At 39.2% G+C, this 19,082-nt stretch carries 20 protein-coding genes; 8 read left to right on the top strand and 12 right to left on the bottom strand.

Going from position 1 to position 19,082, the window contains the following annotated elements; genetic code table 11:
* Positions 1–21: 21 nt before the first annotated feature.
* A complete protein-coding gene (locus tag Q1R07_RS00555) occupies positions 22–933 on the bottom strand; it encodes a T9SS type A sorting domain-containing protein (protein WP_300484917.1) in 912 nt (303 codons plus the stop codon).
* Between the two features lie 6 nt (positions 934–939).
* Positions 940–1,830 carry a T9SS type A sorting domain-containing protein gene (locus tag Q1R07_RS00560; RefSeq protein WP_300484918.1) on the bottom strand — a complete coding sequence of 297 codons (891 nt, stop codon included), beginning with the start codon at positions 1,828–1,830 and terminating at the stop codon, positions 940–942.
* A gap of 351 nt (positions 1,831–2,181) precedes the next feature.
* On the opposite strand from Q1R07_RS00560, the gene Q1R07_RS00565 reads away from it, so the two are divergent.
* Both Q1R07_RS00565 and Q1R07_RS00570 read left to right on the top strand, forming a co-directional pair.
* The gene (locus Q1R07_RS00565; RefSeq protein WP_300484919.1) at positions 2,182–3,306 is read left to right on the top strand and encodes a hypothetical protein; all 1,125 of its coding nucleotides are present in this window, start codon (positions 2,182–2,184) and stop codon (positions 3,304–3,306) included.
* Between the two features lie 38 nt (positions 3,307–3,344).
* Positions 3,345–5,357, top strand: coding sequence for an FG-GAP-like repeat-containing protein (locus Q1R07_RS00570; RefSeq protein WP_300484920.1), 2,013 nt, complete (start codon positions 3,345–3,347; stop codon positions 5,355–5,357).
* Positions 5,358–5,435: 78 nt separating this feature from the next.
* Here the strand turns inward: Q1R07_RS00570 and Q1R07_RS00575 are convergent, their stop codons facing one another.
* A complete protein-coding gene (locus Q1R07_RS00575) occupies positions 5,436–6,314 on the bottom strand; it encodes a DUF5777 family beta-barrel protein (RefSeq protein ID WP_300484921.1) in 879 nt (292 codons plus the stop codon).
* A gap of 61 nt (positions 6,315–6,375) precedes the next feature.
* Entirely contained in the window at positions 6,376–6,771 is a 396-nt protein-coding gene (locus tag Q1R07_RS00580) for a hypothetical protein (RefSeq protein ID WP_300484922.1), read from the bottom strand.
* 89 nt (positions 6,772–6,860) lie between these two features.
* On the opposite strand from Q1R07_RS00580, the gene Q1R07_RS00585 reads away from it, so the two are divergent.
* Both Q1R07_RS00585 and Q1R07_RS00590 read left to right on the top strand, forming a co-directional pair.
* A complete protein-coding gene (locus Q1R07_RS00585; RefSeq protein WP_136403278.1) occupies positions 6,861–7,226 on the top strand; it encodes a hypothetical protein in 366 nt (121 codons plus the stop codon).
* 14 nt (positions 7,227–7,240) lie between these two features.
* On the top strand, positions 7,241–7,783 hold the full coding sequence (locus Q1R07_RS00590) for a YceI family protein (RefSeq protein WP_300484926.1): 543 nt from the start codon (positions 7,241–7,243) through the stop codon (positions 7,781–7,783).
* Positions 7,784–7,834: 51 nt separating this feature from the next.
* Here Q1R07_RS00590 and Q1R07_RS00595 read toward each other — a convergent pair whose 3' ends face one another.
* The 4 genes from Q1R07_RS00595 to Q1R07_RS00610 are packed head-to-tail and all read right to left on the bottom strand — an operon-like array spanning position 7,835 to position 11,053.
* The gene (locus Q1R07_RS00595) at positions 7,835–8,368 is read right to left on the bottom strand and encodes a hypothetical protein (protein WP_300484927.1); all 534 of its coding nucleotides are present in this window, start codon (positions 8,366–8,368) and stop codon (positions 7,835–7,837) included.
* Positions 8,365–9,054: a peptide chain release factor H gene (gene prfH / locus Q1R07_RS00600; protein WP_300484929.1), complete on the bottom strand. Its 690-nt coding sequence runs from the start codon at positions 9,052–9,054 to the stop codon at positions 8,365–8,367. The genes Q1R07_RS00595 and prfH overlap by 4 nt, the downstream gene beginning before the upstream one ends.
* Positions 9,033–9,653, bottom strand: coding sequence for a hypothetical protein (locus tag Q1R07_RS00605; protein ID WP_300484931.1), 621 nt, complete (start codon positions 9,651–9,653; stop codon positions 9,033–9,035). Before Q1R07_RS00605 ends, prfH begins: the two co-directional genes overlap by 22 nt.
* Before the next feature lie 8 nt (positions 9,654–9,661).
* Positions 9,662–11,053, bottom strand: a complete 1,392-nt coding sequence (locus Q1R07_RS00610) for an RtcB family protein (RefSeq protein ID WP_300484933.1) — start codon at positions 11,051–11,053, stop codon at positions 9,662–9,664.
* A gap of 560 nt (positions 11,054–11,613) precedes the next feature.
* Between Q1R07_RS00610 and bshC the strand changes: the two genes are divergently transcribed.
* The 4 genes from bshC to Q1R07_RS00630 all read left to right on the top strand — a co-directional run bounded on the left by bshC (position 11,614) and on the right by Q1R07_RS00630 (position 17,386).
* On the top strand, positions 11,614–13,203 hold the full coding sequence (gene bshC, locus Q1R07_RS00615; RefSeq protein ID WP_300484935.1) for a bacillithiol biosynthesis cysteine-adding enzyme BshC: 1,590 nt from the start codon (positions 11,614–11,616) through the stop codon (positions 13,201–13,203).
* Positions 13,204–13,293: 90 nt separating this feature from the next.
* A complete protein-coding gene (locus Q1R07_RS00620; RefSeq protein ID WP_136403285.1) occupies positions 13,294–13,713 on the top strand; it encodes a nucleoside-diphosphate kinase in 420 nt (139 codons plus the stop codon).
* Positions 13,714–13,995: 282 nt separating this feature from the next.
* On the top strand, positions 13,996–15,429 hold the full coding sequence (locus Q1R07_RS00625) for a hypothetical protein (protein WP_300484938.1): 1,434 nt from the start codon (positions 13,996–13,998) through the stop codon (positions 15,427–15,429).
* A 31-nt stretch (positions 15,430–15,460) separates the two neighbouring features.
* Positions 15,461–17,386, top strand: a complete 1,926-nt coding sequence (locus Q1R07_RS00630; RefSeq protein ID WP_300484940.1) for an amidohydrolase family protein — start codon at positions 15,461–15,463, stop codon at positions 17,384–17,386.
* Between the two features lie 58 nt (positions 17,387–17,444).
* Here Q1R07_RS00630 and Q1R07_RS00635 read toward each other — a convergent pair whose 3' ends face one another.
* The 4 genes from Q1R07_RS00635 to Q1R07_RS00650 all read right to left on the bottom strand — a co-directional run bounded on the left by Q1R07_RS00635 (position 17,445) and on the right by Q1R07_RS00650 (position 19,012).
* On the bottom strand, positions 17,445–17,981 hold the full coding sequence (locus tag Q1R07_RS00635; protein ID WP_300484941.1) for a GNAT family N-acetyltransferase: 537 nt from the start codon (positions 17,979–17,981) through the stop codon (positions 17,445–17,447).
* Between the two features lie 2 nt (positions 17,982–17,983).
* Entirely contained in the window at positions 17,984–18,142 is a 159-nt protein-coding gene (locus Q1R07_RS00640) for a hypothetical protein (RefSeq protein ID WP_300484942.1), read from the bottom strand.
* Between the two features lie 149 nt (positions 18,143–18,291).
* On the bottom strand, positions 18,292–18,588 hold the full coding sequence (locus Q1R07_RS00645) for a DUF721 domain-containing protein (protein WP_136403289.1): 297 nt from the start codon (positions 18,586–18,588) through the stop codon (positions 18,292–18,294).
* Positions 18,589–18,592: 4 nt separating this feature from the next.
* A complete protein-coding gene (locus tag Q1R07_RS00650) occupies positions 18,593–19,012 on the bottom strand; it encodes a lipocalin family protein (protein WP_300484943.1) in 420 nt (139 codons plus the stop codon).
* Positions 19,013–19,082: the final 70 nt, after the last annotated feature.

Here is a 19,082-nt window from a genome sequence, read left to right on the forward strand (position 1 = left end):
TCTTATCTTTTTCATTTTATTTTAGACTTTAATTAATTTTTCAAAAACCTGTGTACCATCATTACAACTCACAGTCAATAAATAAACCCCTTTAGGAGAAGCCGACAAATCAACAGTTTCCAACCGGTTCTGCAACACCAATTGCCCGTTTCCATTATACACCGCAACAGAAACAATCTCTTTTGGTGTATTAATTTTAAAGATATTGCAAGATGGATTGGGATATACCGTTATTACAGTTGTTTGCATATCTAATTCAGAAATTCCTAATACCACTTCTTTACCTTCGATACTAAAAGCCATCGACCTCGGGCTACCACTTCTAATAGGACTCCATTCTGTATCACCATTATTCCATTTTCTAACATAATAACTAGCACCATCTCCTTCATACCAATACCAGACACTATCAGCCGGCAAACCATCGGTAGCCATAACCGGAGCAAACGCTATCCAATAAGAACCTGATTCCAAAATCAGTTCTTTTCCAGCCAGATCCAAATCAACCGAAATAAGAACTTTCTCTCTCTCAACTTTTTTTAATAAACCTGCGTTGGCATTATCCAAATAAAAATGTGCTAAAGAAGTTCCTGAAAACGGAATTTCTTCATGTTTCCCATCGACCTCCTCAAATATATTTTTAAAAATAAATACATGTACCCCTTTAATCTGCGACATATCCCCTGGAGCAATTAAACCAATTTGTCCTACAAAATTAAATCGGGTGATTTTACTTTTATGTTCAATATCAAAATTATCCGTCAGTATTCTTTTTTGGGTATTACTAACTGTTGAGATACTGGCGGCAAAATCATCTAATTTTCTCACATCATCTAATCTTGAAAATATTACCTCTTCCTGAGCACTTAATAAATTTACCACAAACAAACTACAACAAAGTACTACCCAATTTTTCACTTTTTTTATTTTCATTTTACTTTATGTTTTAATTAATTTTTCACGAAGTTGCCCCCCATCGTTACAGATCACTGTTATCCAATAAACCCCTTTTGGAAAAGCAGACAGATCAATAGTCTTCGATTTGTTTTGTAACACCAACTGCCCGTTTCCATTATACACCACAACAGAAACAATCTCTTTTGGTGTACTAATTTTAAAAACATCATACGAAGGATTGGGACACACCTTTGCAGTAACGGTTTGTATATCCGATTTCGAAATTCCCAACGTTACTTCTTTACCTTCAATACTAAAAGCTACGGATCCAAAACTTGTTGACGACCAACCGCCATTATCCCATATTACTGCTTCGGCTCCGTAATCGGTTCCCTGATACCAGTACCATACTTTATCGGGCGGCATCTCCTCTGTAGCAATTATTGGCGCAAAGGCAATTCCATATGTTCCCACTTCAAGTATCATATCAAATCCAAGCAATTTTATATCGATACCAATAGTAATCTGATCTCCTTGCTGCGTTATTTTCAATCCCGGAGTGTATTCCCGTATCAGCTCAAAATAATTCAAACTGGTTGCTTCAGATAATGGCTGACTCGTCGTAAATGCCCTAAGAATATACAACCGTACTCCTTTAATTAATGCTATGTTTTCGGGCGTTGGTTTCCCGAGTTGTCCGATAAAAGTAAACCGGGTGATCTGACTCTTTTTTGACAATTTAAAATCATCCATTATAATCAATTCCCCTGTATTCGTAATTGATGATAAGTTTGGGTCAAGTGGCGCTGGTTTCCTAACCGCATCCAATGTTGAAAATAGCACTTCCTGTCCCTGGCATTTCAGTCCATAAATAATCGTTAAACCATAAAACAGTAGTGACAGGTATTTTTTCATTATCATTTTTCTTCTCATACTCAATATTTTACAAATCAATCATGGCTAAGTTAAAAAAACCTAATCTCACAAGAAGAGACAATTCCATAACCAAAACAGACAACACAGCCCTATTCATCAGCCATGAAAGAGTATTACAAAAAGCGAACATTGAAAAATAAATATGGCATTATATACAGACATCACAATGTATCGCTTCTTGACTAAACAGAAAAACAAACATTCCATATATTAAACAACATGCCAACCTAATAAAAAATATTTTTAACAAAAAAATTAATATTTTTTAAAATTATTGTTAATTAAAAATTAAATAGCTAATTCTGCTATATTTGTTAGGCAAAACATAAACATTTGATTAACAATTGTATGAAAAAAAACTACTTTCCCCCTACACTACTACTATTAATGGGACTTTTTGTATTATTTTCCTGTCAGTCTGACAACGATGATTATACAGAAATTACCCCAACACCTACTCCGACAGGTACACCTGTTTCGGCTGATTTGTCACAAGTGCCTTATCCAAAACTCTCGGACTATCATTTTTTTACCGGTGCACTAAAAAATAATACCCCAAATGATCGCGTATTACCCTATGAAATTGCCAGCGGTCTTTTTACAGATTATGCTCATAAAAAACGTTTTGTATGGATGCCTGAAAATACCAAAGCAGTATATAATGGCGATGGAAAAGTAGTAACCTTTCCGATTGGGACAGTTTTGATCAAAACTTTTTATTACGATAATGTTCAACCGGAAAATAAAACGCAGATTATTGAAACCCGATTAATGATCAAAAAAGGTGTCGACAGTGAAGGTGTCGACCAGTGGATCTTTGCCAATTATATCTGGAATGACTCCCAAACAGATGCTCTCCTTGACATGAACGGCAGTTACCGTTCACTAACCTGGACGGAAAACGGTCAAACCAAGTCAACTAATTACCGAATTCCATCATCCGTAGAATGCCTTACCTGTCATAAAAAAGATGAAAAAGCGATTCCAATAGGACCGAAACCGCAAAACCTCAACTTTGTTTACAACTATACCGATGGCGCTAAAAATCAGTTAACAAAATGGATGGAACGCGGGATGTTACAAGCCGGTTATCCGGCCAATATTACCAGTACCATCAACTGGCAAGACACCTCAAAACCATTGGAATTGCGCGTACGCTCTTATCTCGATATCAACTGTGCGCACTGTCATTCCGAAAACAGTCATTGCGACTACCGTCCGATGCGTTTTGCCTTTAGTGAAACCTCGAATCCGGTCAATCTGGGAATTTGTGTCGAGCCACAGGAATTTATCGACAATGATCTGACACATATCGTAAGCCGCGGTAAGTTTCAACGTTCAATGCTACACTTTCGATTACAATCGACCGACGAAGCCAATCGTATGCCGTTACTCGGCCGTACCATGGCACACGAAGAAGCCGTACTGATGATCGAACAATGGATTAGTTCGCTCAATCCAAACTGCCCTTAACCTCTAAATCTAATATAATAACCAAAAACTACAACGACATGAAAAAAATTACCTTATTGCTTTTATTGTTGGGATATGTAAACCTACATGCCCAAACCACTTGTAATAATGCCCAGACAATCGGTCCCGGACTACATTCCGTACCGTTTATTTCTGGCACCAATCTCCCTACCATACAATGTTTACCGGGAAATCCAATTTTCGGTACAGCCTGCGAATGGTATTCTTACACCCCTACCGCTAATTATTCGGTAACGATAACCACCGATTTACCGGGCAGCGTAGGCCGTGACACGCGTATTAACGTATATAAGGGCACCTGTAATTCGATGCTTTGTGTAGCCAGTGATGATGATAGCGGTAGCGCGAATACCTCAACCGTTGTTTTCGAAGCGGTACAAGGCAACACTTATTTCATTGTTTTTGATAACAGATGGGACAGTATCGGTTTTGATTTCTACTTAACACAGGAGACACCGGGAACCAATTTAATTAGCTTTTCACAAATGTCCCAACCGCTTACCGGTTTTACCTATAAAAATTGTGTAGTCGATATGAACGGTGACTACCTTGACGATATCGTAGGTGTGGGTAATAACCAAATGCGCATTTTGTATCAGTCATCTAACGGAAGTTTTACCGGTACCACTTTCCCGTTAACCGGAGCAAACAACCAACCGTCGTGGAGTATCGCAGCCGGTGACCTGGATAAAAACGGGTATAACGACCTTATTTTCGGAGGCGGAAGCGGTGCTACGTTTGTTAAGGCCAATGGCAATGGCACTGCTTATACCGCTCAGTCTTTTCCACAGTATATCTTCTGTCAACGAACCAATTTTGTAGACATCAACAAGGACGGAAATCTGGATATTTTTGTTTGTCACGACGTAAATCCGAATGTTTATTTTATGAACGATGGCAACAACAACCTGACCTATCATCAGGGAGGACTTGGTGATCATCCACAAGGTGGAAATTACGGTTCTATCTGGGTTGATTATGATAATGATGGCGATCAGGATTTATTTATCGCCAAATGCCGTGGCGGAAATATTTCGGCCAGTCTTAACGAATTACACCGCAACGACGGAAATGGTGTTTTTACCAATGTAAGTGCACAAGCCGGCTTATCCGACCCAATTCAAACCTGGTCATCGGCTTGGGGCGATTTCGACAATGACGGCGATATGGACGTTTTTGTAGGAGCCAGTTCCAATACAAATGGTATGCACAAACTGATGCGCAATAACGGTGACGGAACTTTTACCGATGTTACAGCTGGTTCCGGAATACCGACTCTAACCAATTTAGGGCAGGAAAATGTAGCACACGATTTTAACAACGATGGCTATATTGATATTTTCGGGCCCGGAAATACAATCCTGTTTAACAACGGTAACATGACCTTTACGCGTCAGCCGTTAGGTGGTATCACCAACGGACCTATCGGAGATTTAAACAACGACGGTTTCCTTGACATCCAAAACGGAGACAATATTTTTCTAAATAATGCCAACTCCAACAAATGGTTAAAATTATCCTTAAAAGGATTACAAAGTAATGCCAATGGTATTGGCGCCCGCGTTGAAATTTACGGTCCATGGGGTAAACAAATCCGCGATGTACGCAGTGGTGACGGTTTCCGCAATATGAGTTCCTTAAATGTTCATTTTGGTCTGGGAACGGCTACACAAGTCACTCAGGTAATTGTAAAATGGCCTTCAGGAATTGTAGACACCTATAACAATGTTAATACCAACCAACATCTTGTCGTTATTGAAGGCAATACACTGCTTAGCACCGGAGATCACAACAAAGACTCTTTTGTGGTGTATCCAAACCCATCTCATGATTTTATCAAAATACAGCTGGATGCAACAGGTGTTACTGCCGACAAAGCAATTTTCTATGATATCACAGGACGTATTGCTCTAACAACCGCTATCGAATCCAATCAGATTGATGTTCGTACTTTAGCAAAAGGAACCTATATCCTATCTATTGAAAGCAATACCGGAGAAAAATACAGTACAAAATTCATCAAGAATTAAAAAAATAAGGGCTGTTTTACAACAGCCCTTTTCTTTATTGGAAACCTGTCGGTTATAATTTCCGACAGGTTTTTATTTTTAAAATACCCGAACCAGGTTAAATCCGAAAGAGATCTCTCCTTTTCCCCAGTCGCCTGTGGTTTGTCCGAGAAAACCAGCTTCGTTCATCGCTCTGGCATTGGTAAAATGCATCTGAAAAACGTGTCCGCCGGTTTCCAGATCCACACCAATGGATAGCGGATTCGTAAATACGGAATTTTTAGCCCGGTTCAGATGAGCCGCATAATCCATATTAACCGACCAGCGTTTGGTGAGTTTATAACGGCCACCCATACCCAAAGCGAACTGATCATTAGATTGCGGATTGGGCGTGATCACATTATTATTTTCATCCAATATATCCCGGATCGTATTTTCATGGAAATAGGATGGTGCCAATTCCAGCGAAAGTCGTTCGGTAAACTTTCTGGAAATTAATAATTGCGTTACATAACTCAGTCGGTTGTCAAATTTCAGGTTTGGAAAATCTTCTTTTTTCATTTCAGTATTGATTGCCAAACTATTAAACCCAACCAGCGTTACCGGGAATCCTTCTTTTTCCTGAGACATTAACCGATATTTCACAGCCATTTCGTAGGTTTTCTGAAAACCACTACGGGAAACATGAGCCGTAAGCCAGTTCGTTACCCCATATGAAAATTTGATTTGCGTATTGGCATCGTCCATTCCGAAAAAGTCTTCAAAACCATGTTTGACATACCCAAAACGATGGGCAACTATAAAATAGAAATCCCCTTTTGCGGCCAGTTTGGTCGATTCGAGGTTAACGATTTTTAAGGACTTAAATACCGATTCGACCCGGTTATCTGTTTTTACCGTGTCGATTTCCGACAACAGGTCATTTTGAGCCGACGCACAAAAAGGAAGTAAGAGTAAAGAGAGTAAACTTTTTTTCATATAAGGTACTTAATTGATTGCGTTATATAATTTATACAGTCCTGTTTTTAACCGGAAAGCACTATTTCACTAGTGTACATTGATCCATTTTCAGTTCGCCCAACAAATCATCGTAGCCAATAAATCGCCCTTTCACTTTGATATTGGACAAAACCATTAGCTCTCCGTTTTTGATTTTATCTTTTAAAACGGCAAATAGTTTTTCATCGATAATAACCGAATTGGCATCCAGATCAACACTAGTGATTTTGCCATATACTTCTATTGTTTTATCCAGATATTTCTGATTGGCTTTGGCTTCATCGACTTTAAATTCATCAAAAATAGAATTGGCCGTTACGAGATAACTCTCTTTTTCCGAGGCAATATCGCGATGCCCTTTGTACAGATAAGAATAACCGGCAAAGCCCAGCAACACCAGTACAATCAAAATTAACACTATTCGTTTTCTTTTCATAAATTTTTAATTTAATAAATGTAAAATTAACGATAATTCATTTTATAAATTAAATTTTAATCATAACTTTAACCATATAATAAAGTAAAATGAAAAAAAGCTACCTATTCACCCTTTCACTCGGTTTATTAGTACTGACCGGTTGTACGAACGATACTGATTCCGACCTTATCGATAACAGTAGTACTACCGAACCGGTTACCTATACCAACACTGTGAAAAGCATTATTACCAACAACTGTATCTCGTGTCACGGAACGGTACCGTCCAACGGAGCACCGATGTCGTTAACCACGTATGCCGATGTAAAAAACGCGGTTTTAAACCGAGGATTGATTGACAGAATATCCCGATCACAGGGAGCAGATGGCATGATGCCATTGGGTGGCACGCGTTTACCGCAAAGCACAATCAACAAAATAATCGAATGGAATACTAACGGTCTTGTCGAATAATAAATCCCTGAATCATGAAACGCATTTTATACCTTCTCGCCATGCTCTGTGCTTTTACAGGACTACAGGCACAAAATAAAAAGGTCACCAAAACCGGAGAAATCAGCTTTGAGGCATCGGTTCCCGCTTTTGAAGAAGTAAAAGCCAAAAGTCGCAACGCTACGTTTGTACTGAACACCGATACGGGTGAAATCGCCAGTTTGGTACTGGTTAAAAGTTTTCGCTTTAAAATTGCCTTAATGGAAGAGCATTTTAATGAAAATTACATCGAAAGTGATCGTTATCCAAAAGCGACTTTTAAAGGAAAAATCGACGATTTTAAAATGAGTTCGCTAACGGATGCGGCCAAAGACTACACCATCCGCGGAAAACTGGAAATACACGGTAAAACAAAAGATGTGGTTATTCCGGCTAAAATCAAAAAAGTGGGCAACGACATTGCCATTCAATCCAACTTTACGGTAACGGTAGACGATTTTGGTATTGAAATCCCGAGTGTAGTTAGCAAAAAAGTCTCTAAAAACGTAGCCGTCAGCTTTGATTGCTCTTTAAAATAGATCCTTTCAAACCATAAAAAAAAGCTCCCTATATAGGGAGCTTTTTTACAATTATTTTTTCTTCTTTTTCGCTTTCGCTTTCTTTTCCTTTTTACCTTCGGACAATTCAATTTTCTCTTTTAATCGTTTTTCCGTATCCGAAATATAATAATGTAAATCCGAATTATAGGCGTTTAATTTTACCTCTTTCAGCACTTCTTTTGCTTCTGCAAAAGCTTTTTTACGCTCCAACAGGCTCACTTTTTTCAAAAGGATTTCGGCTTTATTACAACCTTTAATGGTTAGTGCGAAATCGATTAATTTTTCGGCCTGATCAAAATCTTCGTTTTGCAATAGCGTATCGATAAAATACGGATACACTTCCAAAGCATGCAGATTTTCGGCCAATGCCTGTTCGAAATAGGTTTTCGCCCCTTCGTAATCATAAAGTTGTTCCGCATGAAGCCTTCCTAAAAGGCAGAGTGCCATGGTATTTTTGGCGTCATACGACAAAGCGTATCCCAACGATTCCACGGTTTCTTCCAGATAAGATGGATAGGCGTCCATAGCCTGAAACAAAAACTTATCTAATTTATCTGTTTTCATTCGATGTAGTTTTTCAAGTTATTCTTTAGTTGTTGTCGTGTGGCGCTATAATTTTTCGCCACGTTTTGTTTTTTAAAATCGGTTCCGGTGAACACGCGTTTGGGATTTCCTCTTACAATATTCAGTTGGTTTTCCCATTTTTTATCGACCTCCTTTTTTAGTAATTCTAATGTTGCTTCTTCCAGTTTTCGAACAAGACGTTCGGTTGCCGTTTTTTTATTCTGATGCTGCGAACGACTATCCATCGCTACCACACTGATTCCTGTTGGAGTATGTGTCGCACGAACGGCCGAGCTGACTTTATTTACATTTTGTCCGCCAGCTCCGGAACTTCGCATCGCCTGATACTTTATATCTACATACGAAATTTTCGGTACGGCAGATTGTTCTATTTCAAAAATCCCGATAAACCAGTTTTTCCGTTTGTGCATTTTTCGAAACTGACTGGTTCCAATCCATTGTATGGTTCCGATCCAGGAATCGACAAAAACAGCGCTTTCCTTTCCTTTAACAATAAGCGTTGCCGTAGCCACCGTTCCGTTTTCCTGTCCCGGTTCCCTATGAATTATCTGAGTATCCAGTCCTTCGGATCGCGCTTCTTCCATTATTTTTTTAAGCACCTGAGCCACAACCCAGCTGCATTCTTCCGGACCTCTTCCGGATGTTATTTGTATGATTTTTTCCATTCTTTAATCACCTTTAATAGCTTATCCCGATTACGGGCATCTTTTACAAACTTCGGAAGGCTGGCGACCATTGTTTTGCCAACGTTATACTGACTGTTTCGTTCCCGTAAACCGGCAGCGATATAGCCCTCCAAATAGTCAATATGTGCTTCATTATACGCCCAGAATACATTCCCCCTTACGGTTTTCTGATACCATAATTCGGTATTAAAACGCCACTCTCTGACATTATTTTCATCTGTTTTAAAACACATATGCACTTCTTCAATTCTCGGCACAAATTCTTTTATCTGGTTACAACTCGTGCACTTTACCTTTATTTTTTGCGGTTTCTCATTCAAAAGCTGCGACTCGTATTTTACTTTTTCAACATTGTTACAACAATACTGATTTACTGTTGCTTTGTATTTGATCATAGTATCTTCCTGATAGAGATGACAACCCGGGCATTTTAAAATCCGAATCGGATAACGCTCGTATTGATCCTTTTCGGAAAACGTTCTTTTAATAGTCGCTTTTGTCCCGCATTTTGGACATTTCACCTGAAATTCATTGGCAAAATGATGGGCTCTTTTATTTTCGTCCTGAAATCGTTTCATAGTTACAGTTATTTATCCATTCGCACGATTTTAGGCGTAAACGTCCCTAAAACGGTAACCAATTCCTGTTGGTTTCCCATCACTTTTGTGATATCCTTATAGGCCATTGGCGCTTCATCAATATTGCCACCAATCAGGCTTACTTCGTGCTTTTTAAGTTCTTTTTTGATGTCACTTTGCGTAAACATCGTTTTACATTTGGCTCTCGAAAATGCCCTTCCGGCTCCATGTGACGCCGAATTAAGACTCGCCGGGTTTCCTTTCCCCATCACGATATAACCCGGAGCGGTCATCGAACCGGGAATAATTCCCAATTGTCCTTCGGCTGCCGGCGTAGCACCTTTGCGATGTACAATACACTCCTTATCGTTATGCATTTCTTTCCATGCAAAATTGTGATGGTTTTCTATGGTTACGACCACCCTTTTCCCCAGTAGTTTCGCAATCCGCCTGTGAATTTCATCATGACAGGCTTTGGCATAATCACCGGCAAGGTTCATGGCCATCCAATACTCCTGTCCGTCGTGCGTATTGAGATCCAGCCAGGCCAGATGTTGTACATTTTTAGGCAACGGACATTGTTTGGTCGCCAGATAGGTATATTGTTTCGCAATATTGGCACCCAACCCGCGGGATCCGCTATGCGATAACACCGCAAAATATTCACCGGGCAACATTTTCCATTCCGGTAACGGTGTATCGATTTTTACAATTCCGAATTCTACAAAATGATTTCCGCCACCGGAGGTTCCCAATTGTTTATAGGCTTTGTCTAACAGACCTTTTACAAATGGAATATCCCGAAATTCCGGTCGGTAAAAAATTTCATGATCCGCTTTGATCTGATGCGTTTCATACATTCCGAATTTGGTATGCTCCGCCAGGATTGCTTTCAGTTGCTGCTCTCTTCCTTTTAGAAAAGAAGCCGGTAAATCGAAAATCGACAAACTCATCCGACAACCAATATCAACACCTACACCATAGGGAATCACCGCGTTTTCAGTGGCCAGTACGCCACCAATCGGCAATCCATAACCGGAATGTGCGTCGGGCATCAAAGCTCCCGCTACGGAAACCGGCAGTTTTAGCGCATCGTACAACTGGAATTTTGCCTGCTGATCGATTTCGTTTTCACCAAAAATCGAAAACGGTGCGCGAGTGGTATTGAGTTGTTGCATTCGCACCTGAACTGGGTTAATCAAGCCTTCGGCCACTTTTCCCCAGGTACCGTGATTTTTGAATTTTTCCGGAAACAGTAATACTTCTTTTGCCTCCGTTAGAATGCCTTCTTTTTTCTCTCTTTTTCTATATCTGTTAATTTGCCCCAAGGCAATATTGATGCTATTATTTTTAGGAAAGCCTAATTTGATCAGGTCCTTCCCGGATAATTTATTTCCCATTGTTTGATTCTTTGATTTTTTTGGAACGCAAAACAATAGCTTCAGTAATCCGATTGGGATGCTGTTTTGTTTTGCGAAACATTTTATCCGTATTCGGATAAATTAAAGGGCTAAACCGGGAGCTTTAAAGTAAAAAGTATACAAAAAAGCCCGAAACTTGTTGTCTTCGGGCTTTGTTATCTTGGAAAGTAATTTTCTAGGACTGAACAAAACCACGAAGAACAGCTACACCACAATTTGGTGTCACACTGATAGTAGATGATTGCAATACAAACATTTTTCTTCGTTTTTTAAAGGTTATTAATTTTTCACAATGCAAAGTTTGTAAAATGTTTTTGACATTTCCTAATATTTCAATCTATTTTTCAAATTCAAATTCAAAAACACTCATTTTCAAGACGATAATTCGATTTTTCGGATAAAAATCACCTGAAACAAACCATTAGCAAAGCCTCCATCAGTTGACGGTTTAAAAAATTAACAATAACTTGGGAGATTCGAAAGCGATTATATCTACCTTTATTTTTCAAAAAAACACACTTATATAATTATATCCTATTATGCCTACTGACTGTATCAGCTATCAAGAATCCAATTATTTTTCCCGGTTAATTGTCGATTATTTAGATAAAAAAACAGAAACACAGTCCTTATACCATCGTTTTCCTTCCCTGGAAAATTTCAGAAGTCAAATTGACGAAAAAGCGGCACATTTTAGTACAGCGAACCGAAATACACTGGCAACCGTTTTGGAAAAACAGTATGCCTCGACAGCTGTTTCGGAAGCGACACTTCAAAATATCGCCCTGTTAAAAAACGAGAACACTTTTACCGTAACCACCGGACACCAGTTAAATCTTTTTACAGGACCTTTATATTTTTTATACAAAATCGTTTCGGCCATCAATCTGGCTAAAGAATTAAAAGCTGCTTATCCGACGAATCATTTCGTACCGGTATATTGGATGGCCACGGAAGATCACGATTTTGAAGAGATCAATTATTTTAATTTCAGAAATAAAAAAATAAAATGGAACCGCGATAGTTCCGGACCGGTTGGCCGTCTTTCGACCGAAGGACTGGATAGTGTTTTTGATGTTTTTTCGAAAGAACTCGGAATTGGTCATAACGCCGAATATTTACGTCAGTTATTTAAAAATGCCTATCTAAAACATTCGAATCTGGCCGATGCGACCCGTTTTCTGGCCAATGAATTGTTTAAAGAACAAGGATTGGTGATTATCGATGGTGATTCTGAAGCGTTAAAACGGGAATTCATTCCGTATGTAAAACGGGAATTACTCGAACAAGTCGCTTTTCAGAAAGTAACGGAAACGTCGGTTTTATTAAAAACCTACAACATACAGGTTAACCCTAGGGAAATTAACCTTTTTTATATTGAGGACGGATTGCGGGAACGCATCGTTTTTGAAAACGGAGGTTATATCGTTAACGGAACTTCGCGCCGGTTTACCACCGAAGAGATTCTGGATGAACTGGAACGTTACCCGGAAAAATTCAGTCCCAATGTGATCATGCGTCCGTTATATCAGGAAGTGATTTTACCCAATCTGGCCTATATTGGCGGTGGTGGAGAATTGGCGTACTGGTTGGAATTAAAATCCTTTTTCGAGGCTTCCAACGTTCCGTTTCCAATGTTGGTATTGCGAAATTCTGTAGTTCTGGCAACACCTAAACAGGCGCACAAAGCAGACCAATTAGGTCTAACCTGGGCCGATTTATTTCAAAAGCAACACGATCTGATCGATGCGAAAACCAAATCACTTTCGGCCTTTACGCTTGACTTTTCGGAACAGAAAACACATCTGGAACAACAATTTTCCAAATTGCGGGAAATGGCTGCCAAAACCGATGCTTCTTTTATAGGTGCCGTAGCTGCTCAGGAAAAGAAACAGCTAAAAGGATTGGATAATCTTGAAAAACGATTGTTAAAAGCCGAAAAACGCAACCATCAGGAGCAATTGAGTCGTATCACGGCATTGCAAAACGAATTGTTCCCCAACCTGAGTCTTCAGGAACGGACGGCAAATTTTTCGGAATTTTATCTGGAACACGGCACGAATTTACTAACCGAATTATTCCGCCAGTTACAGCCGTTGGAACAGGATTTTCCGGTATTGATTGTATAAAAGAATCACAATTCTTCGATACAAATAAAAAAGATAACCTATTATTCTGCTTAAAAATACTATTTTTGCAAAAAATTTAAACAAAACAAGATGGCAACGAATAGAACATTCACTATGATTAAGCCTGATGCTGTTGAAAAAGGACACATCGGAGGAATTATTAACATGATTACTGAAGCTGGTTTCAGAATCGTATCAATGAAATTAACACAATTAACAGTAGCGGATGCTCAAAAATTCTACGCTGTTCACAGTGAAAGACCATTCTACGGAGAATTGGTAGAATTCATGTCAAGAGGTCCTATCGTAGCTGCAATCCTTGAAAAAGATAACGCTGTAGAAGCTTTCCGTACTTTAATCGGAGCTACAAACCCTGCTGATGCTGCAGAAGGAACTATCCGTAAAAAATATGCAACTTCTATCGGGGAGAATGCTGTTCACGGATCTGACAGTGATGAGAATGCTGCTATCGAAAGCGCTTTCCACTTCGCAGGAAGAGAAGAATTCTAATAAAATACTATATTATTTTCGAAAAGCCGTTCCAAAAGGAACGGCTTTTTTTGTACCCGTATCTTTCCTTTTTCAGTATTTCTATCTGATTATAAAAACGCGTAATTATACGCTATTATAGGTTTTACCAAGCCATTAACTTTACAAAACGCCTTACATATAAATCGAGTTCAACACAAATTGCAAATTTAAAATCCTAAAAAAATTGCAATTCGGGACTAATATAGAATAAGGTAATCAAACAAAAACAGCATATAAATACAAACCAAATCTACAACAAACATGAAACGACTACTACCCCTTAAGACCATTTCGTTTGGTATTCTGGTTGCGCTAACAGCTACCAGTCTGGCTATTTCCTGCAAGAAAAACACGACACCGGATGCCGGATTATTAGGCGCAGCTCCTATTATCAAACCACAGGAATTTCCGGACGACTTAAATCTTCCCGGTTTTAAATTCCCTCAAGATTCTACCGCAATTTACGGTTGGCTTAACAAACAGGATTCCGCTAGTATTACCCAACATGCCTGGGGTATCTGGGCCGGTTTGACGGCAAAATCCGGTCAGGTTTTTAACGGTGATTCGCTATTGGTATTTGAAACCTGGATGAGCGTAAAAGAACTGGCGCAAATGGCAGCCGACGGAAACAAAGAAGGCGGATGCTTTCAGATCAAAAAAGAACGCAGTGCTCTGGAAGTACCAAAACAGTTAATCCACGGCCAATTGTTTGGTAAAAGAAATGCGGTGCTTGATACGGTTTCTAATGTTTTCGAAACGGTTTCCTACAATCCGGCAGCAGCCTGTTATTCGACACAAAATCTTATTTTCAACCAATCAACACTCGACAAATACAAAGTTACTAACGGTATCGGTAACATTCCTCCATTTCCATCAGCTGGTATTACAACCAAACCTACCTATTTTGCCGGTGGTGTTGATGCGAACGGTTTGATCCGCGTTCCGATTTGGCCGGGCGATCCAAAACCAGCTAAGGTATTTGGTTATAAAGACTGGCAAACCTACGTTTATGTGGACACCAACAACAAACAAGCAAAAGACAAAACCATCGTACCGGTTACCGGTTCCAATCCGACACCGGCTCAAATTGCAGCAGCCACTTGTAACCTGAACGAATTTATCAATGATCAGATCGACGGTCGTATGGCTGCCTATCTGAATAACAACCAAAAAAGCAGCAAACGCAAATACAAAGCCGGCGATTATATCTTATTGGTAGCCATGCACGTAGGAACCAAAGAAATCAGCAACTGGACCTGGCAGACCTTTTTCTGGAGCTATGACCGCGACAATCCGTTTTTCCCAAGTTCGGCGTTCAATGCAAAATTACGTCCAAGCATTATCAAAGGTGCGGCTGCCAATTATGCCGTTTCAACCTCTTATGCGATGGTATGGCCTAACCAGCCGATTACCGGTGGAACCAACAAAGGTGTACGAAGTATCATCTCGTTTAACCCTTATTTGGAAGGCTCTTTTGGTCCAAGCGTATTTAGTGGTGACAACAACCAGCTAAACCCAAGTTTCCAATATGGTGTACAAACCAACTGTATGAGTTGTCACGCTTTGGCATCGGTTACAGGAAGCGTATACACTACCGATCAGTATATCGATATGAAAGACATGAGTCGTTTCCGCAATCAGGTATTACTGGATTTTGCCTGGTCGGTTCAGAGTAATATCAACGCTAATAAATAATCATCAATAGTAATCCCTAAATCGCTAAAGTATGATACATGATCACGAACATATTCACCACGGATGTACCCATTGCGGTTGTAACAATCCGGTTTTAAAAATTCTGGAAAAGGAACTTTCCTCTTCGGAAATTATCACCCAATTATCGGAAAACAAAACCCCTTTTGTTAATCCAACAGAAGAATCGGTATTGTTTCACGGCGGTACAATTCGTCCGTTGATAGACGGGAAAACACATACGGTTGAAGCTATCGGATTCCACAAAGGAAAAGTCGTTGCTTCCGGTTCTATGTTGCACGTAACGGAGGCCATGATCAAAACGGGACATCTTTTTCAAACCCGAAAACTGGACAAAGGTCATACCTTGCTTCCGGGACTAATCGAACCGCACGTTCACCTGGTACCTTCTGCCATATTGGGCAGTTGGTTGGATTTGAGTCCTTATGACGAACAGTTTTTAAAGAAAGGTTACAACACCGAATGGCTTAAAAAGCAGCTTGATGACTATCAAAATGATCCTAAAAACAAAGAAAAGCTTAACAAAAATAATTATTGGATTTTAGGTTGTAATCTTGATCCGGCCTTTATGCCTTTTGAAAAAAGTCATACGCCGGACACATTAAACAAGCTGGTTACGTTCGATTATCAATTTCTGGATAACATCGTACCTGACTATCCGGTATTTATCATGAGCGCTTCGATGCATACGGCCTATGTAAACTCGTTGACACTTCGTATTATTTTCGATCTGAATAAAAGTATACGCGATCAATACAAAACGTTCGAAAATTATCAGCAAACCACAAACGGGCAATTACAGGAAACCGAAGAAATCGGACCGGCTTTAAAATGTATGCCGATTCGCCAGGTCGCTGAATTTGCGCTTGCTTCGTTTAAAAATCTGGACGATTTGTTTGATACCGCTGTGAAACGTGGCGTTACTTTTATGTATGACGCCGGAATGACATCCGTACAAGAGCTTATCTTAAAATTATATCTGGATTTCCATCAAAAGAAAGTGCGCATTGGTGTGGCACAAACCTGTTTAACGTTGGATGATGCTAAAAAACTACCGACTTTTACTCCGATAAAAGAGTACAAAGACCTGTATTCGGGTAGCGTTAAAATCATTTCCGACGGTTCGAATCAGGGATTAACCGGTTATCAGTCGAAACCTTATTGTTGTTATCCGGCCGATAATCTTGGGGTGTTTAATTTCCCGGAAGACAAAGAGCATCCGCATCCGGACGAGCCAACGCAAACCTATCTCGACATTGTAAAAACGGTTGTTGCAGAAAAAGAATGGCCTTTAATGATCCATGCCAATGGTGATATGGCTGTAAAATTTGCGATAGAAGTTTACGATGCCGCTTTTAAAGCGAAAAAAGTAGCAGACCGTCGTCACCGTATCGAACACTGCTCAATTTTGGAACAGTCACAAATCCAGCAAATGAAAGATCTTGGTATTGTTCCGAGTTTTCTAATCGGGCATGTGGGTTATTACGGGTATCCGTTTAAGGAAGCCATTTTTGAAGAAAAAGTAGAAAAACTGGATTTGTGTCGTTCTTCACTTGACGCCGGATTACGTATTTCGCTACATACCGATTATTCCGTAAGTCCGATCGGACCATTGCGCATGATGGAACAAGCCATTACCCGTATGATGGAAGCTGCACCGGACGATTACCCGGACAAAGTATTAAACGAAAAAGAATGCCTTACTCCGGAACAGGCGTTACTTTCGGTAACCTATGACGCGGCGTGGCAATGTCATGCCGAGCAGTGGACGGGTTCGTTACAGGATGGTTATTTTGCCGATTTCGTGATTCTGGAACAGGATCCACTAACGATGAAAGAGTACTATAAAGAACTGCGTAAGGTTCCGGTTCTGGAAACCTGGAAAGGTGGCGTAAAAGTGTATACAAACACCGATATTGTTGTTCCCGAAACGGTATAACATTTTAAAAAGTGGAAAAGCAGGACATTCGTCCTGCTTTTTATGTTTCTATAACTTTTTAATCCAATCGCATCAGATCAAAATACATAAATCGATGTTTCTTCTCTTTATCCGATTCTAAAAGAAATATAAAATCATTCTTTTCGTATAATGCTAACTGTTGAGGTTTGTTGTAGGCATCTAAAATTAATAACCGGCATGCAGGTTTGTGTTCAATAAATGTCCAGCCTTTAATAAAGTCTAATAACTGATGTGCTAATCCGCAGCCCTGGTAGTTTTTATGAATTCCCAACCTTGTAATTTTAACAGCCGGGTATTGACGAATTCTTTTTTTATTAGGGAGTTTAATTTTTCTATGAAGCTTATTCCAAATAGAATTTTCATACCCTAAATCATTTAAACAATCATTCGACAATGAAAAAAAAGCCACTATATCATTATCTGTTTTAAATAAATAGGTATTTGTTATTTTTTCGTTTTGGAATTTTTTAGAATCTTCCAGTAAAAAAATATTTATTTCCGAATCGTTACAATCAAAATAGTCCAATACTTCTTCATTTCTTAATACCGAAAAAGTAAAATCAGACAGATCCATGATTATGCTTTTTTGGACATCACTTTACATACCAAATCAAATATTCTGTTTTTTTTCGTTTCAGAAATTTTATTTACTTTACTCTTAGCTATAACATTATTAAATCTTTTAGATTCTTCACCTTTTATCACTGGAGTAATTTTAATCGTTGTTGCCATCATTATCAATTTTAAAATATAAAATAGAATTCTTCCATAAAGTTTAAATATACAAATTTTACCCCAGTATATAATAGTCAACTGCTTACTATCAAAAGTCAAAAAAGGCTTTAAATTATACCACTTCCGACAATACTCATAACGTAAAAATTCTACCGCAACACAATATCCTTAACCAGATCGCGGCGCAACTCTTCGTTGATCATCTTAACGATCTTTTCTTTACCATAGCTTAATTCTTCGCGCAATACGGCAGAAGACAAGGCCACATAAAGCGTAGTTCCTTTTAGCATGATCTCGGTTGTATAATTATTCACCCCGTTACCCATCAGGTTTTTCCAGGCATCACGAACATCGATCTTGTCCATTCCGGCCTGCAATTTATGATCCTGGATAAACTGTTTTAGTACGTCGGATATCGGAGATTCTTCATTAAATCGTTTCGCCATGCTTTTATTTTATAGAAAATGAAGTCGCTTTTTTGTAGTGGTATTCCATATCGTGCTCGTTTTTGAGCACCAGTTCATCATCGGTTACTTTGATCAATTCTTCCTTCCATTTGGCGTAGGCCGTAGTATATTTCAGATAGACATGGTCGTCTTGTTTGATCACGGCAACTTTTTCGTCCAGTTCGCTCACCAGATAGGTTCCATCCAGTTGTGGCATTACTTTTTTACGGAATCCTTTGTTGTCTTTGATTTCAAAATAATCGATAGTCGGATTGATCGAATACTCCTTACTGCTTCCGTCTGGCATAATGGCTTTTTCAATTTCCCAATATCCGTTGATTTTGGCGATTGCCGCATCATCAATTTTTTTATGACAAGCCGTAAAAGCAAGGCTAAACAGTACTACCGCAATTATTTTTTTCATGGCACAAACATTTTTACAAATTTACCTTTTAAAACGGCACAAACGAAACTTTAGAACAAAAAAACCTGTA

The organism is Flavobacterium sp. (genome assembly GCF_030146175.1).
Lineage (GTDB): Bacteria > Bacteroidota > Bacteroidia > Flavobacteriales > Flavobacteriaceae > Flavobacterium.

Excerpts from the sequence above, each read along its gene's own strand:
- Q1R07_RS00555 (WP_300484917.1), bottom strand. The coding sequence starts at position 933 with ATGAAAATAAAAAAAGTGAAAAATTGGGTAGTACTTTGTTGTAGTTTG.
- Q1R07_RS00560 (WP_300484918.1), bottom strand. The coding sequence starts at position 1,830 with ATGAGAAGAAAAATGATAATGAAAAAATACCTGTCACTACTGTTTTAT.
- Q1R07_RS00565 (WP_300484919.1), top strand. The coding sequence starts at position 2,182 with ATGAAAAAAAACTACTTTCCCCCTACACTACTACTATTAATGGGACTT.
- Q1R07_RS00570 (WP_300484920.1), top strand. The coding sequence starts at position 3,345 with ATGAAAAAAATTACCTTATTGCTTTTATTGTTGGGATATGTAAACCTA.
- Q1R07_RS00575 (WP_300484921.1), bottom strand. The coding sequence starts at position 6,314 with ATGAAAAAAAGTTTACTCTCTTTACTCTTACTTCCTTTTTGTGCGTCG.
- Q1R07_RS00580 (WP_300484922.1), bottom strand. The coding sequence starts at position 6,771 with ATGAAAAGAAAACGAATAGTGTTAATTTTGATTGTACTGGTGTTGCTG.
- Q1R07_RS00585 (WP_136403278.1), top strand. The coding sequence starts at position 6,861 with ATGAAAAAAAGCTACCTATTCACCCTTTCACTCGGTTTATTAGTACTG.
- Q1R07_RS00590 (WP_300484926.1), top strand. The coding sequence starts at position 7,241 with ATGAAACGCATTTTATACCTTCTCGCCATGCTCTGTGCTTTTACAGGA.
- Q1R07_RS00595 (WP_300484927.1), bottom strand. The coding sequence starts at position 8,368 with ATGAAAACAGATAAATTAGATAAGTTTTTGTTTCAGGCTATGGACGCC.
- prfH (WP_300484929.1), bottom strand. The coding sequence starts at position 9,054 with ATGGAAAAAATCATACAAATAACATCCGGAAGAGGTCCGGAAGAATGC.
- Q1R07_RS00605 (WP_300484931.1), bottom strand. The coding sequence starts at position 9,653 with ATGAAACGATTTCAGGACGAAAATAAAAGAGCCCATCATTTTGCCAAT.
- Q1R07_RS00610 (WP_300484933.1), bottom strand. The coding sequence starts at position 11,053 with ATGGGAAATAAATTATCCGGGAAGGACCTGATCAAATTAGGCTTTCCT.
- bshC (WP_300484935.1), top strand. The coding sequence starts at position 11,614 with ATGCCTACTGACTGTATCAGCTATCAAGAATCCAATTATTTTTCCCGG.
- Q1R07_RS00620 (WP_136403285.1), top strand. The coding sequence starts at position 13,294 with ATGGCAACGAATAGAACATTCACTATGATTAAGCCTGATGCTGTTGAA.
- Q1R07_RS00625 (WP_300484938.1), top strand. The coding sequence starts at position 13,996 with ATGAAACGACTACTACCCCTTAAGACCATTTCGTTTGGTATTCTGGTT.
- Q1R07_RS00630 (WP_300484940.1), top strand. The coding sequence starts at position 15,461 with ATGATACATGATCACGAACATATTCACCACGGATGTACCCATTGCGGT.
- Q1R07_RS00635 (WP_300484941.1), bottom strand. The coding sequence starts at position 17,981 with ATGGATCTGTCTGATTTTACTTTTTCGGTATTAAGAAATGAAGAAGTA.
- Q1R07_RS00640 (WP_300484942.1), bottom strand. The coding sequence starts at position 18,142 with ATGATGGCAACAACGATTAAAATTACTCCAGTGATAAAAGGTGAAGAA.
- Q1R07_RS00645 (WP_136403289.1), bottom strand. The coding sequence starts at position 18,588 with ATGGCGAAACGATTTAATGAAGAATCTCCGATATCCGACGTACTAAAA.
- Q1R07_RS00650 (WP_300484943.1), bottom strand. The coding sequence starts at position 19,012 with ATGAAAAAAATAATTGCGGTAGTACTGTTTAGCCTTGCTTTTACGGCT.